Origin of the sequence: Agrobacterium sp. ST15.13.015 (genome assembly GCF_027871645.1) — a bacterium.
In the GTDB taxonomy this organism is placed as follows: Bacteria; Pseudomonadota; Alphaproteobacteria; order Rhizobiales; family Rhizobiaceae; genus Agrobacterium; species Agrobacterium leguminum.
In genome coordinates this window covers 279,800-298,226 of sequence record NZ_JAQAHF010000005.1, presented here as the reverse complement: position 1 = coordinate 298,226, position 18,427 = coordinate 279,800, and the positions used below count along the sequence as shown (strand labels likewise).

General features: G+C 62.0%; 17 protein-coding genes and 1 riboswitch. Of the genes, 12 read left to right on the top strand and 5 right to left on the bottom strand.

All coding sequences use genetic code 11. The features are described from left to right. The first annotated feature begins 26 nt into the window (after positions 1-26). Positions 27-1,304 (top strand): L-fuconate dehydratase, encoded by a 1,278-nt coding sequence (locus PIB16_RS10550; protein ID WP_271045586.1) that lies wholly within the window; start codon positions 27-29, stop codon positions 1,302-1,304. Here PIB16_RS10550 and cobD read toward each other — a convergent pair. Continuing rightward, positions 1,286-2,332, bottom strand: a complete 1,047-nt coding sequence (gene cobD, locus PIB16_RS10545; RefSeq protein WP_271045585.1) for a threonine-phosphate decarboxylase CobD — start codon at positions 2,330-2,332, stop codon at positions 1,286-1,288. The genes PIB16_RS10550 and cobD overlap by 19 nt on opposite strands. Here cobD and cbiB point away from each other — a divergent pair. Continuing rightward, the gene (gene cbiB / locus PIB16_RS10540; protein WP_271045584.1) at positions 2,331-3,296 is read left to right on the top strand and encodes an adenosylcobinamide-phosphate synthase CbiB; all 966 of its coding nucleotides are present in this window, start codon (positions 2,331-2,333) and stop codon (positions 3,294-3,296) included. The genes cobD and cbiB overlap by 2 nt on opposite strands. On the opposite strand, the gene PIB16_RS10535 is transcribed toward cbiB, so the two are convergent. Beyond that, positions 3,283-4,740, bottom strand: coding sequence for a cobyric acid synthase (locus PIB16_RS10535; RefSeq protein WP_271045583.1), 1,458 nt, complete (start codon positions 4,738-4,740; stop codon positions 3,283-3,285). The genes cbiB and PIB16_RS10535 overlap by 14 nt on opposite strands. Before the next feature lies 1 nt (position 4,741). Next, a complete protein-coding gene (gene cobO / locus PIB16_RS10530) occupies positions 4,742-5,359 on the bottom strand; it encodes a cob(I)yrinic acid a,c-diamide adenosyltransferase (RefSeq protein ID WP_271045582.1) in 618 nt (205 codons plus the stop codon). Positions 5,360-5,493: 134 nt separating this feature from the next. Further along, positions 5,494-5,708: riboswitch (cobalamin riboswitch) on the top strand. 120 nt (positions 5,709-5,828) lie between these two features. Here cobO and PIB16_RS10525 point away from each other — a divergent pair. From PIB16_RS10525 to PIB16_RS10495, 7 genes are read left to right on the top strand one after another with little or no spacing between them, the layout of a single operon-like run. Continuing rightward, positions 5,829-6,254: a DUF1636 family protein gene (locus PIB16_RS10525; protein WP_078052285.1), complete on the top strand. Its 426-nt coding sequence runs from the start codon at positions 5,829-5,831 to the stop codon at positions 6,252-6,254. Then, a complete protein-coding gene (gene cobW, locus PIB16_RS10520) occupies positions 6,251-7,288 on the top strand; it encodes a cobalamin biosynthesis protein CobW (RefSeq protein ID WP_142844442.1) in 1,038 nt (345 codons plus the stop codon). Before PIB16_RS10525 ends, cobW begins: the two co-directional genes overlap by 4 nt. 2 nt (positions 7,289-7,290) lie before the next feature. Continuing rightward, entirely contained in the window at positions 7,291-10,641 is a 3,351-nt protein-coding gene (gene cobN / locus PIB16_RS10515; RefSeq protein WP_271045581.1) for a cobaltochelatase subunit CobN, read from the top strand. Next, complete coding sequence (gene cobG / locus PIB16_RS10510) at positions 10,641-11,996, top strand: precorrin-3B synthase (RefSeq protein WP_271045580.1); 1,356 nt, start codon at positions 10,641-10,643, stop codon at positions 11,994-11,996. Before cobN ends, cobG begins: the two co-directional genes overlap by 1 nt. Continuing rightward, positions 11,993-12,625: a precorrin-8X methylmutase gene (locus PIB16_RS10505; protein ID WP_271045579.1), complete on the top strand. Its 633-nt coding sequence runs from the start codon at positions 11,993-11,995 to the stop codon at positions 12,623-12,625. Before cobG ends, PIB16_RS10505 begins: the two co-directional genes overlap by 4 nt. Beyond that, the gene (locus PIB16_RS10500; protein ID WP_271045578.1) at positions 12,622-13,389 is read left to right on the top strand and encodes a precorrin-2 C(20)-methyltransferase; all 768 of its coding nucleotides are present in this window, start codon (positions 12,622-12,624) and stop codon (positions 13,387-13,389) included. Before PIB16_RS10505 ends, PIB16_RS10500 begins: the two co-directional genes overlap by 4 nt. Further along, positions 13,386-14,147 carry a precorrin-3B C(17)-methyltransferase gene (locus PIB16_RS10495; protein ID WP_271045577.1) on the top strand — a complete coding sequence of 254 codons (762 nt, stop codon included), beginning with the start codon at positions 13,386-13,388 and terminating at the stop codon, positions 14,145-14,147. Before PIB16_RS10500 ends, PIB16_RS10495 begins: the two co-directional genes overlap by 4 nt. On the opposite strand, the gene PIB16_RS10490 is transcribed toward PIB16_RS10495, so the two are convergent. Further along, positions 14,114-14,896 carry a cobalt-precorrin-6A reductase gene (locus PIB16_RS10490; RefSeq protein ID WP_271045576.1) on the bottom strand — a complete coding sequence of 261 codons (783 nt, stop codon included), beginning with the start codon at positions 14,894-14,896 and terminating at the stop codon, positions 14,114-14,116. The genes PIB16_RS10495 and PIB16_RS10490 overlap by 34 nt on opposite strands. Between PIB16_RS10490 and cbiE the strand changes: the two genes are divergently transcribed. Genes cbiE through cobM form a run of 3 tightly spaced genes read left to right on the top strand, consistent with a single transcriptional unit; the run spans position 14,895 to position 17,337 of the window. Then, complete coding sequence (gene cbiE / locus PIB16_RS10485; RefSeq protein WP_271045575.1) at positions 14,895-16,154, top strand: precorrin-6y C5,15-methyltransferase (decarboxylating) subunit CbiE; 1,260 nt, start codon at positions 14,895-14,897, stop codon at positions 16,152-16,154. The genes PIB16_RS10490 and cbiE overlap by 2 nt on opposite strands. Beyond that, positions 16,148-16,567 (top strand): cobalamin biosynthesis protein, encoded by a 420-nt coding sequence (locus PIB16_RS10480; protein WP_162934139.1) that lies wholly within the window; start codon positions 16,148-16,150, stop codon positions 16,565-16,567. The genes cbiE and PIB16_RS10480 overlap by 7 nt, the downstream gene beginning before the upstream one ends. Beyond that, positions 16,564-17,337, top strand: coding sequence for a precorrin-4 C(11)-methyltransferase (cobM, locus tag PIB16_RS10475; protein ID WP_174036615.1), 774 nt, complete (start codon positions 16,564-16,566; stop codon positions 17,335-17,337). Before PIB16_RS10480 ends, cobM begins: the two co-directional genes overlap by 4 nt. Here cobM and PIB16_RS10470 read toward each other — a convergent pair. Next, positions 17,292-18,422, bottom strand: coding sequence for a cobalt-precorrin-5B (C(1))-methyltransferase (locus tag PIB16_RS10470; protein ID WP_271045574.1), 1,131 nt, complete (start codon positions 18,420-18,422; stop codon positions 17,292-17,294). The genes cobM and PIB16_RS10470 overlap by 46 nt on opposite strands. Positions 18,423-18,427 lie beyond the last annotated feature (5 nt).

Here is an 18,427-nt window from a genome sequence, read left to right as displayed (position 1 = left end):
TTGACACTGACCGCGAGTGAACGGCCATGACCAAAATTACTGATCTGCGTGTTTTCGACCTGCGTTTTCCGACCTCTCAGAGCCTCGACGGTTCGGATGCGATGAACCCCGACCCGGATTATTCGGCGGCTTATGTCATTCTCGATACCGATGAGCCGGGTCTCAAAGGCCACGGGCTGACCTTCACCATCGGCCGCGGTAACGACATCTGCTGCATGGCCATCGAAGCGATGCGTCATCTGGTCGTTGGCACCGATCTTGCCACCGTCACCGAGCACCCCGGCAAATATTGGCGGCATCTGACCAGCGACAGCCAGCTGCGCTGGATCGGGCCGGACAAGGGTGCGATGCATCTCGCAACCGGCGCCGTCGTCAATGCCGTGTGGGATTTGTTGGCCAAGAAGGCGGGCAAGCCGGTCTGGCAGCTCGTTGCCGATATGAGCCCGGAAGAAATCGCCGATATCGTCGACTATCGTTATCTGACTGACGTGCTGACCCGGGACGATGCGCTTGCGATCCTCAAAAAAGCCGAAAGCGGCAAGAAGGAACGTATCGAGACGCTGAAGAGCGAAGGTTATGCCTGCTACACGACCTCTGCCGGCTGGCTCGGTTATGACGACGCCAAGCTGCGCCGCCTTTGCCAGGAAGCCATCGATGCCGGATTCAACCATGTGAAGATGAAGGTTGGCCGCGATCTGGAAGACGACATCCGCCGCCTCACCATTGCCCGTGAGGTGATCGGTCCCGACCGTTACCTGATGATCGACGCCAACCAGGTATGGGAAGTGGATCAGGCAATCGACTGGGTGAAGAAGCTCGCCTTCGCCAAGCCATTCTTCATCGAGGAGCCGACCAGCCCGGACGACATTGCCGGTCATCGCAAGATCCGTGCGGCCATCGGGTCCGTTAAGGTGGCGACCGGTGAAATGTGCCAGAACCGCATCATGTTCAAGCAGTTCATCGCCGAGGGCGCCATCGATGTGGTGCAGATCGACAGCTGCCGCATGGGTGGGCTGAACGAGGTGCTGGCGGTGCTGCTGATCGCCGCGAAATACGGCCTGCCGGTGTGGCCGCATGCCGGCGGCGTCGGCCTTTGCGAATATGTGCAGCATCTGTCGATGATCGACTATCTGGTCGTATCAGGCACGAAGGAAGGCCGCGTGATCGAATATGTCGACCACCTGCACGAGCATTTCATCGAGCCCTGCGATATCAGAAATGCCGCTTACATGCCGCCGAAACTGCCGGGCTTCTCCATCGAAATGAAGCCGGAGTCGATTGAGACCTATACCTTCGAGGAATAGTCAAAGGATGACAGCGCCTCCTCGAGCCGCTGCCACTCCGTTTCGCTACCGGGAAGGCCGAAACGCATGTCGTTCGGCCTTTCATCAAAAATGCGGACCAGAATACCGTGTCGGCCAAGATGGCTGAACAGGTCTGCGGCGCGTGTATCCCGCACCAGAGTAAACAGCGTTGTGCCACCGGCAATTGCCAGCCCCGCTTTCTCCAGCATGGCGTTCATGCGCCGGGCGTCTTCGGCAAGGTGCAGACGCATGGATGATTGCCATTTCCCATCCGCCAGAGCCTGCACCGCGATGTGCAGCGCCGGGCCGGAAACCGCCCAGGGGCCGAGCCTTGCCTCAAGTTCAGCAGCGATATCGGGCTGCGCAATCGCGAAACCCAGCCGAACGCCCGCCATGCCGTAAAACTTGCCGAAGGAGCGCAGGACCACCAGCGCCTCCTGACCGGCGGCATCTGCGAGGCTTTCGGCAAGTCCCGTCTCTATGAATGCTTCGTCCACGACGAGCAGTCCGCCCTTGCGGCGCATGGCGTCGGCCAGCGACAACAATGTGGCGCGATCCGTGATGCGACCATCGGGATTATTGGGATTGACCACCACGGCATAGTCGTGAGCCGACATCGCCTCGATGTTTTCCACCTCGGTCATAGCCAGTCCGGCCAAGCGTGCGGTCCGGGCATGTTCCGCGTAGGCTGGTGAAAGTACTGCGCCGCTCTTGGCCCCGCGGGCGATAGCGATCTGGGCCAGCAATGGCATCAGCATCTGGGTGCCGGGAGAAAGCGCCACAAGCCGGGCGGAGGGCGCACGGAAATGGGTTGCGGCCAGATGTTTCAATTCTTCGGCGGCGTCCGGTTCCGGCAGGCGGGCGAATGCGCTGGCGGGGATCGGCGAATGAGGATAGGAGTGCGGATTGATCCCGGTCGAAAGGTCGATCCATGGTTCCGGCGCTTCAGGAAACAGCAGACGCGCCCTGCCGAGATTGCCGCCGTGACGGATCGCAGCTTTCGCCTTTTCTGGTACTGTCTCGCCCATGTTCTTTGCTCTCGCTTTCCTGTCGCTCGTCATCGAACGCCTGACCGGCTATCCGGACTGGCTGTTCAAACGCATCGGCCATCCCGTCACCTGGATCGGTTCGCTTATCGCGCTGCTGGACAAAAAATGGAACCGGGAGAGCGCGTCATTTTCACAGCGCAAGGGGGCAGGGGTGGCGGCCCTCGTTGTTTTTGTCGGGCTCACGCTGTTTGTCGCATGGTTAGTGCAATCCGTTCTGCTTTTCCTGCCCTTCGGCCTTTTGCTGGTCGCCGTGCTTGGCGCTTCGCTCCCGGCGCAGAAAAGTCTCGAGCAGCATGTGGAGGCTGTCGCCACTGCGCTGGAACGCGAGGGTGTGGAAGGTGGCCGTAAGGCGGTATCGATGATCGTCGGGCGCGATCCGCAAAAGCTGGACGAGGCGGCAATCTGCAGGGCGGCCATCGAAAGTCTGGCAGAGAATTTTTCCGACGGCATCGTCGCGCCCGCCTTCTGGCTCGGTCTCCTGGGGCTGCCGGGCGGTGCGGCTTACAAGGCGATCAATACGGCCGACAGCATGATCGGTCATCGCTCACCCCGCCATGAGGCCTTCGGCTGGGCCTCCGCCCGGCTGGACGATCTGGTCAATCTGCCGGCCTCACGGCTGAGCGGCGGTCTTTTCGTGGTTGCCGCGTTTTTTGTTAAGGGTGCATCACCCGGCGGGGCCATTGCCGCGATACGTCGCGATGCCCATCATCACCGTTCTCCCAATGCCGGCTGGCCGGAGGCGGCGCTGGCCGGCGCTCTCGGCTTTGCGCTCGCAGGGCCGCGCTCCTATGGCGGGCAGATGATCGAGGCGCGTTTCATGGGCGAAGGCGGCAGGTCGGCGCTGGTCGCCGGCGATATTCGCACGGCGCTGGGGCTTGCGCGGGTTGCCGACCTGTTGTTGATCGGCCTGCTGGGACTTCTGGCGATCCTTATCGCGCTATAGCAAGCAGACGGTCGAGATCGAGGTGCTGTTCCATATGCGCTGCGAGGCGATCAAGAACGGCGTCCACCTGTCCATCGTAGTTCAGTTCCGTGTTCTGTCCGCCAAGCCGCTCAAGCCACGCGCTGCGTTGGCGGTCATCTGAAAACAGGCCGTGAATATAAGTGCCGAAGATGCGGCCGTCAGGCGACACAGCGCCGTCTTCATGCCCATCAATTTTTGAAAACGGCAGGCTGTCGGTTCCGCTCGTGGTTTCACCGACATGCATTTCATAGCCGGATAAATCAATTCCGTCGAAACTTCTCCCTGTAACGGAAACCAGCCTTTTGTTGCCCGTCAGAACAGTGTCGACATCCAGCAGGCCGAGCCCGTCGACTGTTGCCGGCGGTCCTTCGATGCCTTCGGGATCGGCAACGGTTTTTCCAAGCATCTGGTAGCCGCCGCAGAGGCCCAGAACATGGCCGCCGCGTCTCACATGCGCCTTGATATCAATGTCGAGCCCCGTATTTTTCAGCACGGCAAGATCGGCGATGGTGGCTTTCGAGCCGCAAAGCAGCACCAGCCGGCAGTCGGCGGGAATGGTTTCGCCCGGCCGCACGCGGATCAGTTCGACATCCGGTTCCATGTCCAGCGGATCGAGATCATCGAAATTGGAAATATGCGGCAGGATCGGTACGGCGATGCGGATCTTCGCGCCAGGTTTCCGTTCAGCCGGGCCGGAAAGCCCGAGAGCATCTTCAGCCGGCAGCTTCGCGGCATCGGAAAAATGCGGCAGGAGCCCGATAGAGGCCCAGCCGGTTTTTTCCGCAATTATTCGCATGCCGTCTGAAAACAGGGCCGGATCCCCGCGAAAGCGATTGACGATAAAACCTTCGATCATCGCCGCGTCTTCAGCTTCGAGTACGGCTTTCGTGCCGACAAGGCTGGCGATGACGCCGCCCCGGTCGATATCGCCGATCAGTATCACAGGCGCGTCCGCAGCTCTGGCAAAACCCATATTGGCGATGTCATTGGCACGCAGGTTGATTTCGGAAGCGCTGCCCGCGCCTTCCACCAGCACCAGATCGGCCTGTTGTTTCAGGCGGTTGAAGCTTTCGAGCACACGCGGCATCAGCCCGGCCTTCATGTGCTGATAATCGGCCGCTTTGGCATTGCCGGCGATCTTGCCCTGCACCACCACCTGGGCGCCGGTCTCGCTCTGTGGCTTCAGGAGCACCGGGTTCATATGCACGGAAAGCGGCACGCCCGCTGCGCGAGCCTGCAGCGCCTGCGCGCGGCCAATCTCGCCGCCATCGGCGGTCACCGCCGCATTGTTCGACATGTTCTGCGGTTTGAACGGCATGACGGACAGGCCGCGCCTGACGAAGGCGCGGGCAAGGCCGGCAACCATCAGCGATTTGCCGACATCCGAGCCGGTTCCCTGAAACATCAGCACGCGTGCAGCCATATCAGAATTCTATCCCTGCCTGCGCCTTTACGCCCGCCTTGAAGTGATGTTTCACGAGGGTCATTTCCGTCACCATATCGGCCGCGTCGATGAGCGGTTGCTTGGCATTGCGGCCGGTGACGATGACATGCAGATCGGGCCTGCGGCTGGAAAGCGTTTCGACCACGTCCTCCAGCGGCAGGTAATCGTAACGGAGTGCGATGTTCAGCTCATCGAGGATCAGCAGGCCGATGGTCTCGTCGGCCATCAGGATTTTGGCTTCTTCCCAGGCCTTTGCCGCCGCTGAGATGTCGCGTTTCAAATCCTGCGTGTCCCAGGTGAACCCCTCGCCCATGGTGCGCCACACGACCCTGTCGCCGAACAAAGTCAGCGCCTGCTGTTCTCCCGTCGACCATGCGCCCTTGATGAATTGAACGACGCCGACCCGCCGCCCGGTGCCGAGCATGCGCAGGGCAAGGCCGAATGCGGCGGTGGATTTGCCCTTGCCGGGACCGGTATTGATCATCAGCAGACCTTTTTCGATGGTCTTTTCCGCAACTTCGGCGTCCTGCACCGTCTTGCGGTTGACCATTTTCTGCCGGTGACGTTCGGCTTCGCTGTCGCTGATGTCGCGTGTCATCGCGTTTTCCTTTTCATCCAGCGGCGCGGGACCCGGTGCCCCCGCCATTCGGAGCGGCGACTATACCCAATTTGCCGCACCCAGCAATGTGCGGGCCACGGGGCCGCGGCATTGACCCCCACGCCCGTTCAGCCTAAGGGTAACGAACTGACGGTCTTTTCCCGGCAACGGGAAAAGCTAAGAGGGAACACGGTTCCAGCCCGACTACCGGGTCATTCCGTGGCTGCCCCCGCAACTGTAAGCGGTAAGCCCGCACCGTAAAGCCACTGGACACCTCAACGGGTTCGGGAAGGCGGTGTCAGGGTGTAAAGCCGCGAGCCAGGAGACCTGCCGTTTCAGGAAAAACGTCTGCCGGGCGGGGTGCTCCGGTCAGTCGGTTAGATCGAACATCCGGTTTGCGCCTGTCCGCATACCGTATTCGACATCCGCACCCCCGAGATTTTTTGCAAGGCGCGGGAAGCGATACGGTTTGGATATTTCAGCAACATCTTCATGTGCAGGCGGAAACACGCAGGACGAAACGGCGTCCGGCGTGACCGTCTTCGTTTGCAGAAGCTGTCGCGATGAAGCCGATCCCAATGCCGAACCGCGCCCCGGTTCGCGTTTCGCCGATGCCGTCCTCGCAAAGGCGGAGGAAACGGGCGTCACCGTTCGTTCCGTCAACTGCCTCGCCAATTGCAAGCGCGGGCTTAGTGCCGTGCTGCGCAGCGCCAATGGCTGGTCCTATGTCTTCGGCGGGCTGACGACCGGTGATGCGGAAGATTTGCTGACCGGTGCGCGGCTGCTGGCTGCCGCCCCCGACGGCCTGATGCCCTGGCGCGGCCGCCCCGAACCCTTAAAGCGCGGCATGGTGGCGCGCATTCCCCCATTCGATTTTACCGAGGAGAGATCATGAGCACCCTTCTGGACCGCGTTCCCTGCACCATCGTCACCGGCTTTCTGGGGGCTGGCAAAACCACGCTGCTGCGCGGCCTTCTCGAAAAGCTGGACGGCAAGCGGCTGGCGATCATCGTCAACGAATTCGGCGATATCGGCATCGATGGCGAGATTCTCAAAGGTTGCGGTATTGAAAGCTGCCCGGAAGAAAACATTGTCGAACTGGCCAATGGCTGCATCTGCTGCACGGTGGCGGATGATTTCCAGCCCGCCATCGAACAGATTCTGAGCCGTCAGCCGAAGGTGGAGCATATCCTCATCGAAACCTCGGGCCTCGCCCTGCCGAAGCCGCTGGTGCAGGCCTTCCAGTGGCCGGCGATCAAGAGCCGCGTGACGGTGGATGCCGTCGTGGCCGTGGTGGATGGCGCCGCCCTTGCTGAAGGACAGGTGGCGCACGACATGGAAGCACTCGCCGCCCAGCGGGCCAATGACGAGGCGCTCGATCACGATGACCCGGTCGAAGAGGTTTTCGAGGATCAGGTCGCCTGCGCCGATCTTATCGTGCTGACAAAGGCCGATCTTCTTGACGATGCCGGCCTCAACAAGGCCAAGGCGCATGTTCTCGAACATCTGCCGAAGGCGGCAAAGATCGTCGTGGCCTCCAATGGCGCCATCGAACCCGCCGTGCTGATCGGCCTTGGCCTTGCGGTGGAAGAGGACATCGAAAACCGCCGTACCCACCATGACGGTGAACTCGACCACGAGCATGACGATTTCGACAGCTTCGTCATCGATCTGCCGGCCGTGACCGATCCGGACGCGCTGGCAGCCCGTATCGCCGAGACGGCGGCTGCGGAAAATGTCCTGCGCATCAAGGGCTTTATCGAGGTTTCCGCAAAGCCTATGCGGCTGCAGGTGCAGGCTGTCGGCAGCCGCGTCAACCATTATTACGACCGGCCCTGGGCTGCGGGTGAGGAACGCCGCAGCCGCCTCGTCGTCATCGGGGAAAAGGGCATCAACCGCGAAAAGATCGAACAGATGCTGGCCGCCTGACGATGCACATCCTCGCCACCACATCCTCGTCTCTGGACGACCTGATCGAGCCGGTTGATCTCAACCAGCCCCGGTCGGATGTGGTGGTGCTGTCTTTTTCGGCAAGCGATCTGGCCGGCTTGGAACAGGCCTGGCGGCGAACACAGGTTGCGCTCCCCTCCGTGTCAGCCGCCAACCTCTCCGAGCTTCGACATCCCATGTCGGTCGATCTCTGGATCGAAAAGACGGCAGAACATGCCAGGGTTATTCTTATCCGGATTCTCGGTGGTGCGGAACGCTGGCGTTACGGTGTCGATCAGCTTTCCATTCTTGCGCGCAGGCGCGGCATCAAGCTTCTGCTTTTGCCGGGTGAGTGCAGCGAAAGGGACGAGAAACTGGAAGCGGCCTCGACCGTCGATCGGCGGATTTTGGCCTCGGTCCTCTCCTTCTTCCGTGAGGGCGGGCAGGAGAATATGGATCGGCTTGCCCTTGGTCTCGCCGCTCTTGCAAGGGGCGAGGCATGGCCGGATATTGAAGCCGAACCGCTGCCGAAAGCCGGTTTTTACCGGCCCGGCAGGGGCGTTGTGGATAGGGCGCTAGCGTGCCCGGGTTTTCCCGACGGTGCGCCCGTTCTGCCCATTCTGTTTTATCGTTCCATGCTTCTGGCGGCAGATGCAGCACCGGTGGATGCGCTTTTCGAGGCGCTCTCGCAGCGCGGTTTTGCACCCTTGCCGATTTTTGTCAGTGGTCTGAAGGATGGCGAGGCGATCCGTTTTCTCGAAACGGTTCTTCCCGATCTGAAGCCCGCCGCCATCATTGCCGCCACCGCCTTCGCCAGCCAGACGGATGACAATGACACAACGCTGTTCGACCGTCTCGGCGTGCCGGTGTTTCAGGTGGTGATGGCGACGACGCGGCGGGACGGATGGGCGGAAAACGCGCGGGGTCTCAATCCTTCCGATCTTGCCATGCATGTCGTCCTGCCGGAACTGGATGGCCGGATTCTCGCCGGTGCGATTTCTTTCAAACAGGCGCGCGTGGATGGCGGCGCGAGTTTGCTCAATGTACCCGAGGCTGATCGCGTCGAGCAGGTGGCAAATCGCATCGCCGCTTTCCTGCGGCTGAGGAATGCCCTTCCACGGGATCGCCGCATCGTCATTCTGATGCCCGATTATCCCGGTGCGGCACCCGGGCGAACCGGTTATGCCGTCGGTCTCGATGTGCCGCAAAGCGTTCTCGAAATGCTGCACGATCTTGCCGGGGCCGGTTATACGGTCAAGGATATTCCTAAGACCGCGCGGGCGCTGCTCGACTGTGTCGAACAGCAGGAAGCGGCAATTGATCTTTCCACCTACGAGGCTTTTTTCTCCGCCCTGCCGCCGGCATCCACCGCATCCGTAAACGCAACATGGGGCGTGGCAACCGATGACGATGCACTCATTGACGGCGCATTCCGGTTCCGCGCCGCCCGTTTCGGCGAAGTGTTCGTGACGCTTGCGCCGGACAGGGGCCGCAATGAGGATCGCCGGGTGGACTACCACGACCCTGCCCTGCCGCCGCGCCACGCGCTTGTTGCCTTCGGTGCATGGATGCAGCGCATTGCGGGTGCGCATGCCATCGTGCATGTTGGCGCGCACGGCACGCTGGAATGGCTGCCCGGCAAAACGGTGGCGCTTTCCCGCAATTGTTTTCCCGAGATCGTCACCGGCTCGCTGCCGGTCGTCTATCCTTTCATCGTTTCCAATCCGGGCGAGGCGGCGGTAGCAAAACGGCGGATCGCGGCCGTGACCATCGGCCATGTCCCACCTGTGCTGGTCAATGCCGGGCTTTCGCCGGAACAGTCGGCGCTGGAGCAGCTGGTCGATGAATATGCGCAGGCGGATGGGCTGGATCGCCGCCGGCGTGATCGGCTGGCGAAACTGATCGTCGAAAAAGCGCTGGAGACCGGGCTTGCGGCGGAAGCGGGCGTGGCTGCGAAGGATGATGCCGATGCGGCTCTCTCACGCATCGACGCCTTTCTCTGCGACCTCAAGGATTTCGCCATCAAGGACGGCCAGCATGTTTTTGGCCGCTGTGCAAAAGACGAGACCGATCTTCTGAGGCTTGAAAGCGCCAAATCGGAAAAAGCTGCCCTGCTTGCCGCGCTCGATGGCCGGCATATCGTCCCCGGCCCTTCCGGCGCACCTGCGCGCGGGCGGCTCGATGTGCTGCCCACGGGCCGCAATCTCTATGCCGCCGATCCGCGCACCATGCCGACGCCGACGGCGTTCGAGCTGGGCCGCATGGCGGGCGAAGAGGTGCTGCGCCATCATCTTCAGTCCCATGGCGACTGGCCGAAACATCTGGTTTTCGATCTGTGGGGCAGCGCCAGCCTGCGCAATGGCGGTGAGGATGTAGCGCAGGCGCTGCATCTGATGGGGGCGAGACCGATCCACGACCCCGCCACCGGCCGGGTCACCGGCATCGAGGTGCTGCCGCCGGCGAGCCTGGGGCGGCCGCGAGTAGACGTCACCTTTCGCATTTCCGGCCTGTTCCGCGACATGTTCCCTGCGCTGATCGCGCTTCTCGACGCCGCCGCCAAGGCCGTTGCGCGGCGGGAGGAAGCGCCGGGCGACAATCCGCTTGCGGAAGAGGCCGCCACGCTCGGGCATATTCCGGCGCGCATTTTTGGCTCCGCGCCCGGCACCTATGGTGCCGGTATCGAAGAAAAGCTGGCCAGCGGGAAATGGGACGAACGCGAGGAGTTGGGGCAGGCCTATCTCGATGCGGCGAGCCACGCTTTCGGTGGTGCGGACGGGCTGGAGATTTTCGAAGATACCGGTTTCGTGGAGCTGGTCAGGCGCGCCGATCTTCTGGTTCATACCGGTGACGATCCGGGCCGCGACCTTCTGGACGGTTCTTCGGATGTCGCCTTCATCGGCGGTTTTTCCGCCGCGAAAGCTGTGCTTGGCGGCGTCGCCGATATTGTTGCACTGGATACGACAGATCCGGCGCGCCCGCGTGCAAGGTCGATGACGCAGGCGCTGACGCGGGTGGTGCGCGCGCGCGCGATTAATCCCCGCTTCATTGCCGGTCAGATGCGGCACGGTCCGCGCGGCGCGGCAGAATTCCTCGAGACGGTGGACCGGTTGATCGGCTTTGCCGAAACCACCCATGCGGTGTCCTCCTCGTTGATCGAGTCGCTTTACGATGCCTATTTCGGCAATGAGGATGTGCGTGATTTCATTCTGCGGGAAAACCCGAAGGCGGCGCAGGTGATGGCCGAACGCTTTTTATCCGCCCGCCGTCGCGGGCTGTGGCACAGCCGCCGCAACGCGGTGGATGCGGAACTTGAAATGCTGGTCCTTCCGCGCCCCCAAAGGGTGGAGGCGTGATGATGGCCGCTGCCGATCCAGTTCAGCCATTCGGCCGCCGTGGCCTCTGCCCGGCCCTGTCCGCTCCTATGCGCACCGGCGACGGTTTTTTGTCGCGGATCGCTTTCGAGGCGGATATCGACCCGCGTGACATGGTGGTGCTTTGTCAGCTTGCCGAGCGGCATGGCAACGGATTGATCGACATTACCGCCCGCGGCAGCATGCAATTTCGCGGCCTGACACCGGAAAGCGCCGGCGCTCTGGAAAAAGATGTGCTGGCCCTGGATTTGCCGCTGCGTGCGGGGCTCGCGGTCGAGACGTCGCCTCTCGCCGGTCGGGATGACGCGGAGATTGCCGATGGTGGTCCTGTCGCCGCGGAGATTCGAAAAGAGGTCGACAGGCTCGCTCTCCATGAAAAGCTTGCCGCTAAAATGTCTGTCGTCATTGATGGCGGCGGGCGTCTTTCCATGGAAGATTTGCTGGCCGATATTCGCCTGAGAGCTGTGTCGCTTGATGGGCGGGCCGTCTGGCGATTGCTCGTGGGTGGAGCGGAAAGCAGGGCGCTGAATGCCGGCTTGGTCGAGACGGACATAGCGGCGGGTGTCGTCCTGTCGCTGCTCGTCTATCTGGCCGGCGAAGGGCCGTTTGCCCGTGGCCGCGATCTGGACCATTCGACGATAAAAGAAATCTGCGGTGATCGCCTGCTGGATCGGGTGATTGATGATAACGCCAGAGCGGCTTCTGCGCCTCTGGGGCTGATGATGACGGGAAAGGATCGCTTCGCCATTGCCGTCGCGCCTGCTTTCGGGCAAATCCGGGGCTGCGATTTGTCGCATCTCTGCGAAGCGGCCGGTACCCTCGGCATCACGGCCCTGCGGCCGGCACCAAACCATAGCCTGCTATTCTTTGGATCGTCATCTGCCTGCGGCGGATCGCTCGAGATTGCAAGGGCGGCCGGTTTCATCACAACGGCAGGTGACGCGCGCTCTTCCATTGCCGCCTGTCCCGGCGCGCCGGGCTGCGCTTCGGCTTTTCTTCCCACCCATGAGTTGGCCGCCTTTGCGTCTGGGGAATGCGCCTCGTTGCTGGATGGCTCCTTCACGCTGCATATTTCCGGCTGCGGCAAAGGTTGCGCGCACCCCGCGCCGTCGCTTCTCACTTTTTCCGGCACCGCCGATGGTCTGGCCTTTTCGATTTCGGGCCGCGCCGGTGACCTGCCGGATGGCATTTTACCTTTTCAGCATCAGAGGACGGCGCTTTCGCGGCTTGCCCGTCTTTACGAAAAAGAACATAAGCCCGGTGAAAACGCCGCCACCCTGTTTGCCCGGCTGGGCAAACAGGCGATCGGTGCGGCGCTTCGACAGGATGACCGATGACCGACTATGACTATATTCGCGACGGCAATGCGATCTATGAGCGCTCCTTCGCCATCATTCGCGAAGAAGCGGACTTATCCGCCTTTACCGAAGAGCAGGCGGATATCGCCATTCGCATGATCCACGCCTGCGGGCAGGTGGAGGCGGCCAGCCATTTCCGCTTTTCACTGGATTTTGTTGCCGCGGCACGTGGTGCTCTACGAGCCGGCAAGCCTGTTCTCTGCGATGCGGAAATGGTTGCCCATGGCGTGACGCGCGCGCGCCTTCCGGCTGATAATGATGTGGTTTGCACCCTTCGCGATGCCCGCACGCCGGAGCTGGCGAAAAAGATCGGCAACACCCGCTCCGCCGCCGCACTCGATTTGTGGGCAGAGAAGCTGGATGGTGCTCTCGTTGCCATTGGCAATGCGCCGACTGCACTGTTCTATTTGCTTGAGATGCTGGAAAAAGGCGCCCCGCGCCCGGCCGCCATCATCGGCATGCCGGTTGGCTTTGTCGGTGCGGCGGAATCGAAAGACGCGCTGGAGGCAAGTTCGCTCGGCATTCCCTATGCTATCGTCAAGGGACGCATGGGCGGTTCGGCCATGACGGCTGCCGCTATCAATGCCGTTGCGAGGGCTGGCCTGTGAGCGCGGCTCTTTTTGAACATCCGAAGGGTAAACTCGTGGGCGTCGGCACCGGCCCCGGAGATCCCGAGCTTCTGACGCTGAAGGCTGTCCGCGCCATTGAAAATGCCGATGTGCTTGCCTTCTTCTGCAAGAAAGGCAGCAGCGGCAATGGTCGCGGTATTGTCGAAGCTTTCATCCGGCCCGGAACGCTGGAAATGCCGCTGGTCTATCCGGTAACAGTCGAAAGCGATAAAAACGGCGACGATTATCGCGGCGCGATCGCCGCCTTTTTCGATCAGTCGGCGAAAGACATCGCTGTGCACCTCGAAGCCGGGCGCAATGTCGCCGTGCTGTCGGAAGGCGATCCGCTGTTTTATGGTTCTTATATGCACCTTCATCTGCGGCTTGCACCATCTTACCCGGCGGAGGTCGTTGCTGGCATCACGGCCATGTCCGGTTGCTGGTCCATGGCTGGTTTGCCGCTGGTGCAGGGCGACGATATTTTGAGCGTGCTTCCCGGTACGCTTGGCGAAGATGTTCTGACGGAACGTCTGTCCGGCACGGATGGCGCGGTGATCATGAAGGTGGGGCGCAACCTGCCGAAGATTCGCCGGGCGCTGGAAAAGGCCGGCAAGCTTGAACACGCGCTTTATGTCGAGCGCGGCACCATGGCCAACAGCCATGCGGTGCGGCTCATCGAGCGTGACGCATCACCTGCCCCCTATTTTTCGCTGGTTCTGGTGCCGGGCTGGAAAACCAGACCCTCTGCTGGTGAAACGCCATGACGGGCAGGCTGGTCGTTGTCGGCCTCGGCCCCGGCAGTGCGGCGCAGGTAACACCGGAGGCGCTTGTCGCCGTCGAGGCGTCGGAGGATTTCTTCGGTTATATTCCCTATCTTGACCGTCTATCGTTGAGACCCGATCAACGCCGCCATGCTTCGGACAATCGTGAGGAAATCTCACGCGCCGAACAGGCGCTGCGGCTTGCGGCTTCCGGCGGCAAAGTCTGTGTGGTGTCCGGCGGCGATCCCGGTGTTTTCGCCATGGCGGCTGCGGTTTGCGAGGCGATCGAAAGTGGCCCCGCTGAATGGCGCGATATCGATTTCTCCGTCGTGCCGGGTGTGAGTGCCATGCTGGCCGTGGCCGCAAAGGCCGGCGCGCCGCTTGGCCATGATTTCTGCGCCATTTCGCTGTCGGATAATCTGAAACCCTGGGGCATCATTGAAAAACGGCTGATCGCGGCGGCGGAAGCAGGCTTTGTGATGGCTTTCTACAATCCCGTCAGCAGGGCGCGGCCGCACCAGCTCGGTACCGCTTTTGATCTGTTGAGGGCGCATTTGCCCGGTTCGGTGCCGGTGATTTTCGGTCGTGCGGCAGGCCGGGCGGATGAGCGTATTCGGGTCGTGCCTCTTTCGGAAGCCTCGAGCGATATGGCGGATATGGCTACCTGCATCATCGTCGGCTCGGTTGAAACACGTCTGATCGAACGTTCCGGCAAAGAACCGCTGGTTTATTCGCCGCGTTTTTCGAGAAGAGAGAGCTGATGGTGGATGGCGGTGAGCGCAGCTGCAATATCCGTCACGGTCGCGCCATCCAGGGACGCGTCGTTCCGCTGTCGCGGCCGGTCGATCATGATGACCGGCAGGCGAAGCCGTCTTGCAGCTTCGATCTTGCCATAGCTCGCGCTGCCACCGGAGTTTTTCGAGACCACCGTCTCGATGCGGTTTTCTTCCAGCATGCGGATTTCGTCGTCCAACGCAAAGGGGCCGCGCGCGGTAATATAGCGCGCATGCGGCAGTTTCAGTGGCGGCTCCACCGGGTCGACGCTGCGGATGAGATAGTTGTGCTGGGGCGCGGCTTCGAAAGGAAGAAGCTCCTGTCGGCCGAGCGCCAGAAACGCGCGCCTGCCTTCGCTGCCGAGCGCGGTGACAGCCTGTTCGACGCTGTCCACCTCACGCCACCTGTCACCCGGCTGGCGCTGCCAGGCAGGACGCGAAAGGACGACCAGCGGAACTTTGGCAAGCCCTGCGGCCTCAATGGCATTGGCCGAAATCTTCGCCGCATAGGGATGGGTGGCGTCCACCAGAATATCGAAATTCTCTGCGCGAATGAAATCCGCGAGACCGCCCGCGCCGCCAAAACCGCCGCTGCGCATCGGCACCGGCTGTTCGACCGGCGAGAGCGTGCGGCCGGCCATGGAGAGCAGAATTCGGTAGCCGGATTCTTCGGCCAGCCTGCCGGCCAGAATGCGGGCATCCGCCGTGCCGCCAAGGATGAGTATGGAGCGTGTCATGACTTCTGAATATTCTGGAACGAGCGATGCTTCCACAGAAAAGAAAGAGAAGCCCTGGCTTTCCATCGTCGGCATTGGCGAGGATGGGCTAGAGGGGCTGGGCCGGAATGCGATAGAGGCGATAGAAGCGGCCGAGGTGGTTTTCGGCGGCAAACGCCATCTGGAACTGGCGGCCGCGGCCATTCGTGGTGAAGCACAACGCTGGCCGGTGCCGTTCGATACGGATATGAGCGATGTCGTAGCGCTGCGTGGCAAGCGGGTTTGTGTGCTGGCTTCCGGCGACCCGTTCTTTTATGGCGTCGGTGTTACGCTTCTGCGACGTATCGATGCGGGTGAGACAGTTTGTTATCCCTCGCCCTCCGCTTTCTCGCTGGCTGCCGCACGGCTCGGTTGGGCGCTGCAAGCGGTCGACTGCGTTTCGCTGCACGGACGTTCCATCGATCTCCTGCGGCCGTATCTTCATGGCGGTGCGCGGATCATCGCGCTCACCTCGGATGCCCACGCCCCGGCCTTGATCGCGGAATTGTTGTCCGATTTGGGTTTCGGCCAGTCGGAATTCATTTTGCTCGAAGCCCTGGGCGGAGAGCGGGAGAAGCGGCGGCAGGTCAAGGCGGTTGATTTTACGTTTGCTGATATTGATGCACTGAATGTGGTGGCGATTGATGTCGTGGCTGATGAAGGTGCGCGTATTCTGCCTTTCACATGTGGGCTTGATGACAGCCTGTTCGAACATGACGGGCAGATCACCAAACGTGAAATCCGCGCCGTGACACTTTCCTCTCTTGCCCCACGGCGGGGCGAGTTGCTGTGGGATATCGGTGCCGGTTCGGGTTCGATCGGCATCGAATGGATGCTGTCCCATCCCTCGCTCCGTGCCATCGCCATGGAACAACACCCGGAAAGGGCGGAGCGTATCGCCCGCAATGCCGAAGCTTTCGGTGTGCCGGGACTTGAGGTGATGATCGGCGCGGCGCCTGCGGCTTTTGAAGGCCTGCCTCAGCCGGATGCTATTTTCATGGGTGGCGGCGGCAGTGAAGCGGGCGTGCTTGAGGGTGCCATGGCGGCCCTGAAACCGGGCGGGCGGCTGGTTGCCAATGCGGTGACACTGGAAATGGAGGCGGTGCTGCTTGCCGCCCATGCGCGGCACGGCGGATCGATGATCCGCCTGGATGTGTCGCGAGTGACGGCCGTTGGCTCCATGTCGGGCTGGCGTCCGGCAATGCCGGTGACGCAGTGGAGCTGGACCAAGCCATGGTGACCGTGGCTGGCATAGGCTGCCGCAGAGGCACGGGTTCAGATGCTGTTGTTGCCGCCGTGCGCGCTGCGGAGCATGCTTTCGGCATGATGGCGGAATGCCTGGCGACTGCGCCGCTCAAAGCCGATGAAGCCGGTCTTGTGGAGGCGGCGAAAAGCTTGTCGCTGTCGCTTGAAATCGTCTCGCAGGAACGGCTCGAGGCGGTTGCTTCGAAAACAATGACAGTTTCACAGGCAAGCCTTAATCATGCCGGCTCGCCAAGTGTCAGTGAAGCGGTGGCGCTTGCCGCCGCCGGAGAGAATGCAAGGCTGGTCGCGCCGCGTCTTGTGGTTGGCGATGTGACGGTGGCCATCGCAACGACTGACGATGCCCCACGCGATAGCGGCTGCGCCATCGAATATGGAGAACAACAATGACGGTTCATTTCATCGGCGCCGGTCCGGGCGCCGCCGATCTCATCACGGTGCGCGGGCGCGATCTTATCGCCGCCTGCCCGGTGTGCCTTTATGCCGGGTCGCTGGTTCCGAGGGCGCTCATCGATTATTGCCCTCCGGGTGCACGGATCGTCGATACGGCAGCACTTTCGCTGGACGAGATCGAGGCGGAATTCGTGGCCGCAGCAGAGGCCGGCAAGGATGTGGCGCGGCTGCATTCCGGTGATCTTTCCGTCTGGAGCGCCATGGGCGAGCAGATCCGCCGTCTGGAGCGGCTGGGTCTCGATTATACCGTCACGCCGGGCGTACCCTCCTTTGCCGCTGCGGCCGCCACTTTGCAGCGGGAACTGACGGTGCCGGAAGTGGCGCAGAGCCTTGTGCTGACCCGTATTTCCGGGCGCGCATCGAAGATGCCGGAGGGTGAGACGCTGAAGGCTTTCGGTGCGACGGGCGCAACGCTCGCCGTCCATCTCGCCATTCATGCCATCGGCAAGGTGGTGGAAGAGCTGATGCCGCTTTACGGTTCGGATTGCCCGGTCGCCATCGTCGTTCGAGCTTCCTGGCCGGATGAGCGGGTCATTCGCGGCACGCTGTTCGACATTGAGGACAAGCTCGCCGCCGAACCGGTGGAGCGGACCGCCCTTATCTTCGTCGGGCGTGGACTTGCCTCCACAGATTTTCGCGAAAGCGCGCTTTATAGCACCGACTATGTCCGGCGGTTCCGCTCTCCGAAGGAAGATGCAAAGGGCTGATGCGACGGCGTGGAGGCGGTGCGGCCCTTGAGCGCGCCCTGACGATCGAACACCAGAATATCGAGCGCAATGGCCGGCGTCTTCAGCGCCGCCGCGGCGGTTACCCAGGCTTTTTCCGCAACGATCGCACCGAGGTCTATCCCCGCGCCCTCGGCCAATTCAAAGGCGTGTGCGACCATGTTGGCCTGACGGATGGCAATGGCGAGATTTTCATCTCCTCCGGCCTCCGTCGCCAATGCCGCCAGCGCATCGAGATCGGCCAGCCCCTTCTTGGAATGCACATCGAGCATGCCCTGGGCGAGCTTGGTCATCTTGGCGACACCGCCGGCAATCGTCACCCGCTCAACCGGGTGGCTGCGCAGATATTTCAGCATGCCGCCGATGAAATCGCCCATGTCGATCAGTGCGGTTTCCGGCAGATCGTAAAGCGTCTGCCCGGCCTTTTCGGAGGTGTTGCCGGTGGCGCCAAGCACATGGGTGCAGCCGGTCGCACGCGCCACATCAATGCCGCGCCAGATGGAGTGGATCCACGCCGAGCAGGAAAAGGGAATGACGATGCCGGTGGTGCCGAGGATGGAAATGCCGCCGACGATGCCGAGCCGGCTGTTCAGGGTTTTTTCCGCCAGTTTCTCGCCATCGCGGACGGAAATCTCGACCTCGAAATCGGCACTTTCTCCGGCCACTTCGCGAATGGCGGTTTCGATCATCTTTCGCGGCACGGGGTTGATGGCGGGTTCTCCCGGCGGCAGGGGCAGGCCCGGCCGTGTGATGGTGCCGACGCCCTTGCCAGCCTTGAAGATGATGCCGCTTCCCGGTTGACCTCGTCTGACCGTGCTTTCGATCAGCGCACCATGGGTAACATCCGGATCGTCTCCCGCATCCTTGACGACGCCGGCGCGGGCGAAGTTTTCGCGCTTTTCCTCGGTGGCGAGGGAAAATGCCGGCCTCGCGCCGCTTGGAAGTTCGACCTCCACAGGGTAAGGAAACTCGCCGGTCAGAAGGGCGGCGCAGGCCGCCTTCGTGGCGGCTGCCGCGCAGGTGCCCGTGGTCCAGCCGCGGCGAAGGGTCTTTCCATCCGTATCCATATGAA

Coding starts and splice junctions, on each gene's coding strand:
- cobW (WP_142844442.1), top strand. CDS start 6,251: ATGAGCACCCTTCTGGACCGCGTTCCCTGCACCATCGTCACCGGCTTT.
- PIB16_RS10490 (WP_271045576.1), bottom strand. CDS start 14,896: ATGACACGCTCCATACTCATCCTTGGCGGCACGGCGGATGCCCGCATT.
- cobG (WP_271045580.1), top strand. CDS start 10,641: ATGATGGCCGCTGCCGATCCAGTTCAGCCATTCGGCCGCCGTGGCCTC.
- PIB16_RS10480 (WP_162934139.1), top strand. CDS start 16,148: ATGGTGACCGTGGCTGGCATAGGCTGCCGCAGAGGCACGGGTTCAGAT.
- cobN (WP_271045581.1), top strand. CDS start 7,291: ATGCACATCCTCGCCACCACATCCTCGTCTCTGGACGACCTGATCGAG.
- PIB16_RS10550 (WP_271045586.1), top strand. CDS start 27: ATGACCAAAATTACTGATCTGCGTGTTTTCGACCTGCGTTTTCCGACC.
- cobM (WP_174036615.1), top strand. CDS start 16,564: ATGACGGTTCATTTCATCGGCGCCGGTCCGGGCGCCGCCGATCTCATC.
- cobO (WP_271045582.1), bottom strand. CDS start 5,359: ATGACACGCGACATCAGCGACAGCGAAGCCGAACGTCACCGGCAGAAA.
- PIB16_RS10495 (WP_271045577.1), top strand. CDS start 13,386: ATGACGGGCAGGCTGGTCGTTGTCGGCCTCGGCCCCGGCAGTGCGGCG.
- PIB16_RS10535 (WP_271045583.1), bottom strand. CDS start 4,740: ATGGCTGCACGCGTGCTGATGTTTCAGGGAACCGGCTCGGATGTCGGC.
- PIB16_RS10470 (WP_271045574.1), bottom strand. CDS start 18,422: ATGGATACGGATGGAAAGACCCTTCGCCGCGGCTGGACCACGGGCACC.
- cbiE (WP_271045575.1), top strand. CDS start 14,895: ATGACTTCTGAATATTCTGGAACGAGCGATGCTTCCACAGAAAAGAAA.
- cobD (WP_271045585.1), bottom strand. CDS start 2,332: ATGGGCGAGACAGTACCAGAAAAGGCGAAAGCTGCGATCCGTCACGGC.
- cbiB (WP_271045584.1), top strand. CDS start 2,331: ATGTTCTTTGCTCTCGCTTTCCTGTCGCTCGTCATCGAACGCCTGACC.
- PIB16_RS10505 (WP_271045579.1), top strand. CDS start 11,993: ATGACCGACTATGACTATATTCGCGACGGCAATGCGATCTATGAGCGC.